The organism is Plantibacter sp. MPB07 (assembly GCF_046619465.1).
Classification (GTDB): domain Bacteria; phylum Actinomycetota; class Actinomycetes; order Actinomycetales; family Microbacteriaceae; genus Plantibacter; species Plantibacter auratus.
Genome location: NZ_CP177043.1, coordinates 847,607 through 859,163 on the forward strand (window position 1 = coordinate 847,607; position 11,557 = coordinate 859,163).

Here is an 11,557-nt window from a genome sequence, read left to right on the forward strand (position 1 = left end):
ATACCCGCGGCGACACGGCGCTTGTCTTTCGAGAGGGCAGGCGTCTGCCCGTACGACGGCCGAGGCCTGAGAAGGATGACACCGCTATGACGACTGAAACCGTGCCGAATCCGACCGGTTCCGTCCCGACGACCGGGAAGCCCTCGGACGACCGCCTTCCACCCGGGTCCAAGCTCCTGATCGGGCTGCTCCTCGTGTCGGCCTTCGTCGTCATCCTCAACGAGACGATCATGAGCGTCGCCCTGCCGCGACTCATGGAGGACCTCGACATCACGGCGAGTTCCGCCCAGTGGCTGACCACCGGCTTCATGCTCACCATGGCCGTCGTGATCCCCGCGACCGGGTTCCTCCTGGAGCGGTTCTCCCTCCGGACGATGTTCATCACCGCGATGGTGCTGTTCAGCCTCGGTACGCTCATCGCCGCGCTGTCCCCGGGATTCGGCACCCTCCTGCTCGGTCGCGTCGTCCAGGCCAGCGGTACCGCCATCATGATGCCGCTGCTCATGACGACCGTGCTCAACGTCGTGCCGGTCTCGGCACGCGGCCGGACGATGGGTGCGATCTCGATCGTCATCTCGGTCGCGCCGGCGGTCGGGCCGACCGTCTCCGGCCTCATCCTCAGCGTGCTCGACTGGCGCTGGATGTTCTGGATCGTCCTCCCCATCGCCGTCGCCTCGCTGGTGCTCGGCGCCGTCCTCGTGCGGAACGTGACCGAGCCGCGTCGGGTCCGCTTCGACGTGCTGTCGCTCGTCCTCTCCGCCTTCGCGTTCGGTGGCCTCATCTTCGGTCTCAGCAGTATCGGCGAGTCCGCCGAGGGACACGCGCTCATGCCCGTCTGGATCCCGCTCGCGGTGGGCGTCCTGGCCCTCCTGGGGTTCGTCCTCCGGCAGCGCGGGCTGGCGCGCGACGATCGAGCGTTCATGGACCTGCGCACGTTCGCGAACCGTTCGTTCACCGTCTCGATCATCCTCGTGGCCATCGTGATGATGGCGTTGTTCGGCTCGCTGATCATCCTGCCGATCTACCTGCAGACCGTCCTCCAGGTCGACACCCTGACCACGGGCCTCATGCTGCTGCCGGGCGGCCTGACGATGGCCGCTCTGGCGCCGCTGGTCGGGTCGCTGTTCGACCGGTTCGGTCCGCGTCCGCTGGTGATCCCCGGGGCCTTCGCCGTGAGTGCTGCGCTCTGGCTGCTGACGATGCTCGGCGTCGACAGCGCCATCGTCATGATCATCGCCGTGCACGTGCTGCTGAGCGCCGGTCTCGCGTTCATGTTCACACCGCTCCTCACCTCGGCGCTCGGTTCACTGCGGCCCGAGCTCTACCCGCACGGCAGCGCCATCGTCGGCACGGTCCAGCAACTGGCCGGTGCAGCGGGGACGGCGTTGTTCATCACCATGATGTCGACCACCGCGGCGGCTCGTGCGGCGGTCGGGAGTTCCGCGGTCGACGCGACGGCAGCCGGCGTGCAGGCTGCGTTCATGTGCGGCGCCGTGCTCTCGCTGCTCGCGATCGGTGCGTCGTTCCTCATCCGGCGGACGGACCAGGCTGCGGCGGGCGTGCACGTCGGTCACTGAGACGCACGGCCTCGGACGGCGTCAGCGCAGCCAGCGCATCGTGTAGGCGTCGGCGAGGATCGGCATCGCGGGACCGTTGAGCGCGGTTCGCAGCGCGAGGTCCCGGATCCCGACGAGCGGGCCCGGCAACGGACGCCCCAAGCGCATGTTGAGCTCCGCCTGCCATGAGGCCCGACGGATCGCGCGCTGTTGGCGGGAGACGGCCGCGGCCACGTCGTGCTGTGTCGAGAGATGCCCGGTGGTCATGTGGGCGATCAGTGGCGCGAAGACCCGTGCGTCGGACCAGCCGAGGTTCATGCCCTGGCCGCCGATCGGGCTGATCTCGTGGGCGGCGTCGCCCAGATAGACGACCCGACCGTCGACGACGCGCTTCCGTCGTCGACGAAGCACGCCGAACGCGCTGAGCATGGTGTTCGTCGCCGGATCGACGTCGTCGCCGGTCCGGTCGGCGACGAGGGCCGCGAGGTCGGACGCGGTGGGTTCCGGGCGGGCGGCGTCCTGATCGTCCGAGTACCCGGTGTGCACGACGTATCGTCGCATGCCATGGGGGAGCGGGAAGGACTCCACGACCCCTCGGTGGTGCAGGTGCACCCTGGCGATGGAACCTGCCCCACTCCGATCCGCGACGTCGCCCATGAGGTACCGGTCCCGGTATCGATGCAGGGGGCCTGGAGCCTGCATCCCGTCGACGGTGGCGCGTCCTCCTGCTGCGACGACCACGACGGCTGCGCGGGTGCTCACCGTTCCATCGGCGTCACTGCCGGACACGAGGACGCCGTCCTCGGCCGGCGTCAACCGCGTACAGCTCGTCCCCGTCCGGAGCGATCCCGGCGCGACGGCTTCGAGTCGAGCACGGAGGATCCGTTCGGTCCGCCATTGCTCGAGCGCGGCGACGTAGGGGTGCGGGACGGGCCGATCACGGAACACGACCGCCCCGAGGCGTCGTCCGGCGTTCCAGGCTTCGCCCTGGTCGATCCGGACCGCGTCGCGGCGGATCTCGTCGAGGACACCGAGATGCTCGAACAGGTCGAGCGACGGCGGGTGGATCCCGATCGCCCGGGTGCCGGAGGGGGAGCCCGGCCGTCGCTCCCAGACGGTCACGTCGACGCCGGCCTGAGCGAGCAGGATCGCCGACACGAGGCCGACCGGTCCGCCACCGATGACGAGCACCTCGGTCATCGTGGGCCGTCCGCTGCCGACGAGACGGTCTGCGAGAGCAGGAGTCGCATGGGGAAGCTGCGCTCGACGGTCCAGTCGTCGGGCACGACGCGCTGCAGCTCCTCCTGGCGATAGCTGCGACGGATCGAGCGGAGCCCGTCGACGTGCAGGAAGGAACGCCTTCGTCCTGCACGGGTGGCGAGCCCATAGACCGCGTACGCGAGTCGGTTGCGCTCGAGGTCGCTGTGCAGGACGAGTCGTCTGGCGATCCGTGAACTGTCGGCGAGCAGGCTCGACAGGCCCGCGGGATCGAGGTGGTGGAGCACGTGGTTGGACAGGACGATGTCGGCCTCCTCGCCAGCGGCGACGAGGTCACTGCTGTGCGCCGGACGGAAGTCGACGGGGCCATCCGGGTACCGGCGACGGGCGAAGGCCACGGACCGCTCGTCGGGATCGATCCCGACCACCTGCACGGGGAGGTGGTCGGCGTGCGCCCAGTCGGCGATGGCCACGGCGACATCGCCACCACCGAAGCCGATGTCGAGGATCGTCGTGGTCCGGGACGGGTGGAGGAGTGGACGGATGCGCGACCGGTACAGACCACGCCAGCCCGAGACGAGCCGGTTCACCGTCGCGAACCTGGCGTAGGTGGCGTCCAGCAGCGCGGGATCGCAGTCGGGATCGTCCATCAGTTCGAGGAGATCCGTCGCACGGCGGCCGAGGTCGGGCAGCATCAGGCTCGGCCGGCCCGGAGCCGGAGCAGCGCGCTCTCGATCGTCAGTCCCGGACCGAAGGCGAGGGCGCACACTCGTTCATCGGCATCGGTCGGCGCGCCGTCGAGCAGGCGCTGGAGGATGAAGAGCACGGTCGCGCTCGACATGTTGCCGTACTCGCGGAGCACCGTGCGCGACGGAGCCAGCAGTTCGTCGTCGAGCCCGAATCCGCGCTGGACCCGGTCGAGGATGCTCCGGCCACCGGGATGGATCGCCCACCGGTCGATCGATGAGACCGGGGCGTCGTCGGCTGCGGCGAGGAGCGGGCGGAGGGCGATCTCGAGGTGCTCGCCGATCAGCTTGGGCACCGCGCCGCTCAGGACCATCTCGAACCCGTGATCGCCGATCGTCCAGGCCATCTCCGTCTCGCCGTCCGGCACGAGCGCGGTCGACCAGCCGTCGAACTCGAGCGCGGGCGCGGAGGATCCGGTGTCCCGACCGGTCACGACGGCGGCCGCAGCACCGTCGGCGAACACCGAGGAACCGAGGATCACGTCGGGGTCGTCGGAGGAACGGAGGTGGATGGAGCAGAGCTCGATGCAGACCACGAGGACGACGGCGTCGGGGTCGGCTGTACAGAACGCCTCTGCGGCGCGAAGGGCGGGGAACGCGGCGAAACACCCCTGAAACCCCAGGTGGTAGCGCTCCGTGCCCGGGTCCAGCCCGAGGTCGCGCACGAGGAGGTATTCCGGGCCGGGCGCGAAGAACCCGGTGCAGGACGCGGTCACGACGTGGGTGACGTCCGCCGCCGACAGGCCGGGGGCGGCGTCCAGTGCCCGCCGTGCGGCCTCGAGGAGCAGCGGGGGAGCGTGCTCGATGTAGGCGTCGTTCCGCACGCCGGTGGGCGGGGAGAGCACCTGCCGCTGCGCCGCGTCGTAGAAGGCGGCCGTGGTCGTCTCGACCTCATGGTCGAAGGCGTCGATGACGGTGTGCCTGGTGTCGATCGCGGACGCGTCGAAGGCGGCGCCGATGAGACGCTGGGCGAGCCGGGTCCGCCCGGGTTGGTCGCGGAACACATCCCTGATCTCGTCTTGATGGAGGATGGTCTGAGGAACGGCCACGCCGATCGCCCTCACGGAGACGGTCATGCTCCAGTGTACCGCCGTGGCCCGGGTGTCACCCTAAGCTGAGGCGGTGTTCTCCATGGTCCGTCGTCTGTTCGCGTCCTCGCATCCCGGGCCGACCGTCGCGGTGACCGTTCTCGCGGTCGTGCTCGGATCGGCCGTCGGCCTGCCACCCCTCCGGACGGCCCTGCTCGGCGTGGTGGTGTTCGTCGGGCAACTCTCGATCGGCTGGTCCAACGACTGGCTCGACGCCAGGCGGGATCGTCGCTCGGGACGACAGGACAAGCCGGTCGCGCGCGGCGACCTCAGCGTCTCGGCAGTCCGGGCGGCGGCGCTGCTGGCCGGTGCGGCGAGCATTCCGCTCTCGGCGTCACTCGGCTGGGCGTCGGCGGCCTCGCACCTGCTGTTCCTCGTCTGCGGATGGGCCTACAACCTGGGTCTCAAGGCGACGGCCTGGTCGGTCGTCCCGTTCATCGTGGGGTTCGGCGCACTGCCCGCCGTGGTCACCTTCGCTGCCGTCCCGCCGATCGTGCCGGCCGCGTGGACGCTCGCCGTCGGTGGTCTGTTCGGTGTGGCGATCCACTTCACGAACGCCCTGCCCGATCTCGAGGACGACCTGCGGACCGGCGTCCGTGGTCTGCCGCACCGTCTCGGCGCGCGGACCGCCGGTCGGACGGCCTTCGTCGCCCTCGGCGTCTCAGGCGTGGTCGCCGTCCTCGGACAGAGCGGGATCTTCGTCGGCAGGCCGACCGCACCGCCGATCGTCGGGGTGCTGGGCGCCGTCGGTGTCCTCGCGCTCGTCGTATGGGGGCTCGTGCTCGTCGGAACCCGAGCGCCGGACCGTCTGCTGTTCCGGCTCATCATCGGGGCCGCCCTGCTCGTCACCGTGGTGCTGGCGGTGGCCGGGACGAATCTCGGTGCGGCCGAGGCCGGTTGAGACGGGGCGTCAGTACCAGTTGGTCGCTTCCGAGTGCGCCCACGCGCCGCAGGGGGAGCCGTACCGGCTGTCGATGTAGTTCAGGCCCCAGTTGATCTGCGTCGCCGCATTGGTGCGCCAGTCGTCGCCGGAGCTGGCCATCTTGCTCCCGGGCAGGGACTGCGGGATGCCGTAGGCGCCGCTGGACTCGTTGTAGGCGTTGACGCGCCAGCTCGACTCCCGGGTCCAGAGCTGCAGCAGGCACTGGAATTCTCCGCTGCCCCAGCCGTAGGCGCCGATCGCGGACTGCGCGTACGCCTTCGCGCCGGCCGGGTCGGCTGCGAGGTCCGGCGGCGGGGCGCTCGTGGATCCCTCGCCACCGGACGCCTCGTTGCGTCGCTGCTCTTCTGCGGCGATCGCCTCCTGGCTCTGCGCGTAGGCCTGTTCGACCGCCGCGGTGGTGTTCTTGAGGACGGCGAGCTGCTGGTACAACCGGTCGCGGTTGGCCTGCTGCTCGGCGACCGCCGCATCGGCGGCGTCGCTCGCGGACTGCGCCGTCTCGTAGCTGGCGTCCGCCGCCTCCGAGAGTCGCTGACGTTCGGTCTCGGCCGCAGTCGCCTGCTCGGCGAGCGCGGTCGCCGTGTTGCTCGCGGCGGTCGCGGACGCGAGGTCTTGAGCCGAGGTCTCGCTCAGCTTGCTGATCGCGCTGAGCTTGGAGAGGAGGTCGTCGTCGGCCGCGCCGGAGAGGACGAGGGAGAGCGTCGGGTCGACACCGCCGGTGCGGGTCATCTGGGCGATGACCGCTCCGGCCTGACGCTTGCTCGATGCCGCTGCCGAAGCTGCTGCGGTCGCCTGCGCACTGATCGTGTCGGCGACGGCGGCCTGCGCGTCGAACGCCGCCTTGGCCTCACCTGCCGCCGCCCCCTGGCGGACGGCTTCGTCGCCGAGCCGGGCGGATTCGTCGCGCAGTCCGTCGAGAAGGGACACGATCCGGTCGGCTTCGGCCTGCGCGGTCGATTCGTTCGCCTTGGCCGCCTGGACGTCGTCCCAGCTCGGGTAGTCGGCGGTCCGGAACGAGGTGGGGGTCACGGCGGCCGCCGGGCTTGCGACCGACACCGCGATGACGAGCGCGGCGCCGAGGGCGGCGGCTCGCGAGACACCCCTCGAGCGGGGCGAGAGGGCTGTCAGCGGCTTGCGCATGCGTCCATCCTGGCGGTCACCCACGCAAGTGTAGCCGCCGATGTCACATTCGTCACTCCTGCCACACCGGGAGCGACGCCCAGCCTGCGTGGAAGATCCGAGCCTAGAGTGGGCCGGTGCAGCTGGGACGACGAGGGTTTCTCGCAATCGGCGCCTCGATGGCGGCGGGTGCCGTCCTCGGCCTGTCCGGGTGCACGGGGCCCGGATCCCCGAAGCCGTCGAGCCGCCCCACCAGCACGACTCCGGCTGTCGCCGACCAGCGTGCGGCCGCCGAACTCGCCGCGATGACCCTCGAGCAGCGGATCGCATCCATGTTGATGCTCCATGCCCCGGGCACCGACCCGGGCACGCTCCGGGCGTTCGTCGAGCGGTATCAGCCGGGCGGGTTCATCATCATGGGCGACAACGTGCCGGGTCTCGCGGGGCTGCCCGCGGTGACGAGCGCCCTCAGCCCCGACCCGACCATGCCGCTGCTCATCGGCATCGACCAGGAGGGCGGCGATGTCCGGCGCATCGACGAGGACGTCTTCGCCGCTGCCGACACCCTGAAGTCGCAACCGGCCGCTGCGAGCGAGGAGGCGTTCCGCCAACGCGCTGTGATGCTCGCCGGTGCCGGCTGCACCGTGAACTTCGGCATCGTCGCGGACGAGACCGCCGATCCGAGCTCCTTCATCTACGACCGTGCCCTCGGGACGACGCCGGACGCCTCGGCGGAGCGGGTTGCCGCGGCCGTCCGTGGTGAGCGGGGTGCGGTGCTCAGCACGCTGAAGCACTTCCCCGGCCATGGCCAGGCGCCGGGAGACTCGCACTCGACGGTCCCGACGACCGCCATCGGTGCCGCGGACTGGGCTGCGACCGACGCCCTGCCGTTCGTCGCCGGTATCGACGCCGGGGCTGAGGTCGTGATGTTCGGCCATCTGGTCTACTCGGCGGTCGACGCCGTACCGGCGACGCTGTCGGCGGCCTGGCACGAGCGCCTCCGGAACGACCTCGGCTTCACCGGTGTCACGATCACTGACGACATGCTCATGCTGCAGCACACGGGTCTGCCGGACTACCAGAACCCCTCGGAGAACGCGATCCGCGCCGTGGCCGCCGGCAACACGATGCTGCTCTACGTCCTCGGGGCGGAGCCGTCGTCGACCGGTGTCGATCCGGCCGTGCTCGTCGCCGACATCGCCGCCGCGGTCAGGTCCGGGAGGATTCCGGAGTCGACGGTCGCCGATGCGGCGCACCGACTGCTGCGCGTCCGGCTCGGCCTGCCGTCGCTCCGGCCGATGTCGCGCTGATGTCGGTGAGGAGAATTTCTCGGGGATGCGGGAATAGCTCCCAGGTCCGTGCGTTTGAATAGAACGTGGCGCGAGCGCGCCGCACATCGACGCAAGGAGTACCGCATGACCGACACCCTGACGATTCCCGGCTACAAGGTTGGCACCTGGGAGGTCGACGCCACGCACAGCGAGGTCGGCTTCAGCATCCGCCACATCATGGTCTCGAAGGTCAAGGGCAAGTTCGAGCGCTTCAACGCGACGTTCGTCACGCCGGAGAACCCCCTCGAGACGAAGATCACCGCGTCCGCCGAGGTCGCATCGATCAACACGAACCAGGCCGACCGCGACGGTCACCTCCGCACCGGCGACTTCTTCGACGCCGAGACCTACCCGACCATCGACTTCGTCTCGACCGGCGCGCGCGCCAAGGGCGACGACTTCCTGGTGGACGGCGACCTCACGATCAAGGGCGTGACCAAGCCCGTCACCTTCACCGTCGAGTTCGGCGGCTTCGCGACCGACCCCTACGGCAACTACAAGTTCGGCGCCACGGCGACCACCAAGATCAACCGCGAGGACTTCGGCCTCACCTACAACGCGGCGCTCGAGACCGGCGGCGTGCTGCTCGGCAACGACGTCACGATCACCATCGAACTGCAGGCCGCGCACCAGGCGTAGCCCCAGGACGTCGAAGGGCCGGTGGAGCATCGCTCCACCGGCCCTTCGTGTATCCGGCCGACTCAGGTCGGCTCGCCGACGATCTCGTCGCGCACGCGACGGAGGTCCTCCATGAGTGATCCGATGAGGATCCAGTGCTGGGGGTGCGGGCGGGCGATCACGAGGGGAGCGGTCAGCGCCGGGATCTCCGCGGTCTCGGTCGGCGGCTCGTCGGACGCGGCACGACCGTTCACCAGCAGCCTGAGATCGTGGGCCGCCCGCGTCAGCTCGACGGCGATGTCCGCCACCGTCGGCTCCTCATGCAGGGTCGGGTCGTCGTGATCGTGCACCGAGCGCGCCATGCCCAGCGTCCTCGTGACGACCGGCTCCAGTCGACGCAGCAGCAGGCGCTGACGGTCGAGCTCGTCACGGTGCCTCGATCGACGAGGGTTGAGCAGCAGGCTGTCATCGCCTTCCTTCACCGCGGCGATCGCCCGGTCTCGCAGGGGCTTCAACGCCCGGGCCTCCTGGAGCAGCGCCACGAGCTCCGCGTCCGAGTTCGCACGCGTGAGTGAGGTGGCGAGATGGTCCAGGGTGTCGGCGCACGCGAGCGCGAGGGTGGTCACCGCCTCCTTCGCGGGAGCGAGGAGGACCGGTGCGACGAGGACGACGTTGACGAGGAGTCCGATGCCTGCGCCGAGCACGGTCTCGACGATCCGCGCGACCGCGTAGTCCGGGGTCGCAGCGCCGATCGACAGCACCAGCATCGCGCTGATCGGGATCTGGTTGGCGGATCCGGGCCCGAGGCGGAGGACCCACCCGAGCAGGATGGAGATGACGATGGCCAGGAGCACGATCCAGGCGGAGTGTCCGAAGACGATCCCGATGGCCGTCGCGAGGATGACGCCCGTGATGACCCCGAGGCTGCGCTCGAGCGCCTTCCCGAACGACTGGTTGACGCTCGGCTGCACCACGAGGATCGCCGCGATGGCGGCGAAGACCGGGAGCTGGCCCGGGATGATCGTGATCGCGACGATCCAGGACGCGACGGCGGCCAGCGCCGTCTTCAGCACCTGGAGCAGGGGCAGCCGCGATCTGATGCGCAGGACGGGGACGACGGACATCGGTGCCGTCAGAGCTTGTCGTGGAGCTGGTCGAGCAGTTCTGCGCCGTTCCCCGCGTAGACCCAGGGGGCGCCCTCGTGCTGCGCACCGACCTTCGAGCGCCCACCGGCGAGGACCGCCTCACCGGGGGAGAGCTGACGGATCGCCACGGCGGCGACGCGGTCGGGGTGGCGTTCCTCGAAGCTCCGGTAGAGGGCTTCGTCGTGCTGTCCGTCGTCGCCGACGAGCAGCCACCGCAGACGCGGGAAGTCCTCGGCGAACCGGTCGAGGTTGTTGCGCTTGTGCTCGCGACCGCTGCGGAAGAAGCGGTCGTGCGTCGGACCCCAGTCGGTGAGGAGGAGGGCGCCGGCGGGGTAGAGGTTGCGCGAGAGGAACCGGGTCAGCGTCGGGGCGACGTTCCAGGCGCCGGTGGAGAGGTAGATGATCGGGGACCCCGGGTGTTCGCGGGCCGTGCGCTCGAGGAAGACCGCCATGCCGGGCACCGGTGTCCTGGCGTGCTCGTCGAGGACGAAGGTGTTCCAGGCCGCGACGAGTGGGCGGGGGAGCGCCGTCACCATCACCGTGTCGTCGATGTCGGACACGATGCCGAACTCGATGTCGTCGGCGACGATGAAGACCGGCGCTTCGACCGGGTCGCTGCCCTCCGAACTCAGGCGGAGGGTGTGCCAGCCGGGGGTGAGTGACACCTGGACCACCGCGTCGACCACTCCGCCTCGGTCGCCCGTGACCGTGTGACGCTGTCCGTCGACCTCCACCTCGACCGTCGGGTCGGCGATGCTCAGCGCGAAGAAGCTCTTCCAGCCGCGAACCTTCTGCTGCGGTTGGACGGTGGTCTTGCCCGGTTCAGCCAGGACGACCCTGGCCAGGACACGGATCCAGGACGTCGATCCGTAGCCGGTGAAGGGGATGACCGCCGCCTCGCGTCCGTGCCGCCTCGCACGACGCTGGCGGCGCAACTGGACGGCGTCCTCCATCCGTGCGGCGAAGTGCCGGATCTGCTCGGCGGCGTCGGAGGAGGCCGTTGGACGATCGTCGGATGCCTTCACGCGTTCAGTCTGTCATGCCGGTGCGTCCGGCCCGCCGTCTCGCGGCGATGACGGTCGTCTGCTACTGGGGCGTCGAGCCGTCGTCGGGTGGTGTCGCGTCCTCCTGGGCCAGCATGTGTCGCTCCTCGCTCCGCTGGAGGAGTCGCTTCACGACGAGGACCACGACGGCGAAGACGACGATGATGCCGACGAAGACGTAGCCCGCCCAATGGAGGCGGTCCGACAGCTCGCGATAGCTGCCCGCGGCCAGTGCGCCGACGGAGACGTAGGCCGAGGACCAGATGACGCAGGCAGGCAGCGTCCAGGAGATGAAGCGTCGGTAGCTCATCGTGCTCATCCCGACCGTGAGGGGGATGAGTGAGTGCAGGACCGGGAGGAATCGCGAGATGAAGACGGCGATGCCGCCCCGCCGGTCGAGATAGCGCTCAGCACGGGCCCAGTGCCGCTCGCCGATGCGGCGGCCGAGTCTGCTGGCACGGATGCGCGGGCCGAACCAGCGGCCGAGCGCGAACCCGACGGACTCGCCGATGAGCGCTCCGGTGATGACGACGAGGATCATCGAGATCCACTGGACGGGTCCGACGACGGCGGTGCTGGCGACGATGACGACCGTGTCGCCCGGGACGACGAGGCCGACGAGGACCGAGGTCTCGAGCATGATGCCGACGCCGGCGAGGATCGTGCGCGTCACGGGGTCGACGCTCTGCACCAGGTCGAGGAGCCAGCCGAGCACGTCGTTCACGGATCGAAGCCTAGTGCGGCAGGTGTGGG

11 protein-coding genes are annotated in these 11,557 nt (G+C 70.0%); 4 read left to right on the forward strand and 7 right to left on the reverse strand.

From position 1 onward, the window contains the following. Positions 1-86: 86 nt before the first annotated feature. Complete coding sequence (locus tag ACLIME_RS04040) at positions 87-1,577, forward strand: DHA2 family efflux MFS transporter permease subunit (RefSeq protein WP_411558252.1); 1,491 nt, start codon at positions 87-89, stop codon at positions 1,575-1,577. Between the two features lie 21 nt (positions 1,578-1,598). Here the strand turns inward: ACLIME_RS04040 and ACLIME_RS04045 are convergent, their stop codons facing one another. From ACLIME_RS04045 to ACLIME_RS04055, 3 genes are read right to left on the reverse strand one after another with little or no spacing between them, the layout of a single operon-like run. Further along, entirely contained in the window at positions 1,599-2,756 is a 1,158-nt protein-coding gene (locus tag ACLIME_RS04045; protein WP_411558253.1) for an FAD-dependent oxidoreductase, read from the reverse strand. Then, on the reverse strand, positions 2,753-3,424 hold the full coding sequence (locus ACLIME_RS04050) for a methyltransferase domain-containing protein (RefSeq protein ID WP_411558254.1): 672 nt from the start codon (positions 3,422-3,424) through the stop codon (positions 2,753-2,755). The genes ACLIME_RS04045 and ACLIME_RS04050 overlap by 4 nt, the downstream gene beginning before the upstream one ends. A gap of 44 nt (positions 3,425-3,468) precedes the next feature. Continuing rightward, positions 3,469-4,596, reverse strand: a complete 1,128-nt coding sequence (locus ACLIME_RS04055) for a type III polyketide synthase (protein WP_124769198.1) — start codon at positions 4,594-4,596, stop codon at positions 3,469-3,471. A 55-nt stretch (positions 4,597-4,651) separates the two neighbouring features. Here ACLIME_RS04055 and ACLIME_RS04060 point away from each other — a divergent pair, with 55 nt between their 5' ends. Next, a complete protein-coding gene (locus tag ACLIME_RS04060) occupies positions 4,652-5,509 on the forward strand; it encodes a UbiA family prenyltransferase (RefSeq protein WP_124770165.1) in 858 nt (285 codons plus the stop codon). A gap of 9 nt (positions 5,510-5,518) precedes the next feature. Here ACLIME_RS04060 and ACLIME_RS04065 read toward each other — a convergent pair whose 3' ends face one another. Next, positions 5,519-6,688 (reverse strand): hypothetical protein, encoded by a 1,170-nt coding sequence (locus tag ACLIME_RS04065; protein ID WP_159878504.1) that lies wholly within the window; start codon positions 6,686-6,688, stop codon positions 5,519-5,521. 116 nt (positions 6,689-6,804) lie between these two features. On the opposite strand from ACLIME_RS04065, the gene ACLIME_RS04070 reads away from it, so the two are divergent. Together ACLIME_RS04070 and ACLIME_RS04075 are read left to right on the forward strand one after the other, a co-directional pair. Next, positions 6,805-7,977: a glycoside hydrolase family 3 N-terminal domain-containing protein gene (locus ACLIME_RS04070; RefSeq protein ID WP_411558255.1), complete on the forward strand. Its 1,173-nt coding sequence runs from the start codon at positions 6,805-6,807 to the stop codon at positions 7,975-7,977. Between the two features lie 105 nt (positions 7,978-8,082). After that, entirely contained in the window at positions 8,083-8,637 is a 555-nt protein-coding gene (locus tag ACLIME_RS04075) for a YceI family protein (protein WP_079705738.1), read from the forward strand. 62 nt (positions 8,638-8,699) lie between these two features. On the opposite strand, the gene ACLIME_RS04080 is transcribed toward ACLIME_RS04075, so the two are convergent. The 3 genes from ACLIME_RS04080 to ACLIME_RS04090 all read right to left on the reverse strand — a co-directional run bounded on the left by ACLIME_RS04080 (position 8,700) and on the right by ACLIME_RS04090 (position 11,528). Further along, positions 8,700-9,740: an FUSC family protein gene (locus tag ACLIME_RS04080; protein WP_079705739.1), complete on the reverse strand. Its 1,041-nt coding sequence runs from the start codon at positions 9,738-9,740 to the stop codon at positions 8,700-8,702. Positions 9,741-9,748: 8 nt separating this feature from the next. Beyond that, the gene (locus ACLIME_RS04085; protein ID WP_079706285.1) at positions 9,749-10,714 is read right to left on the reverse strand and encodes an App1 family protein; all 966 of its coding nucleotides are present in this window, start codon (positions 10,712-10,714) and stop codon (positions 9,749-9,751) included. A gap of 133 nt (positions 10,715-10,847) precedes the next feature. After that, the gene (locus ACLIME_RS04090; protein ID WP_137241811.1) at positions 10,848-11,528 is read right to left on the reverse strand and encodes a DedA family protein; all 681 of its coding nucleotides are present in this window, start codon (positions 11,526-11,528) and stop codon (positions 10,848-10,850) included. Positions 11,529-11,557: the final 29 nt, after the last annotated feature.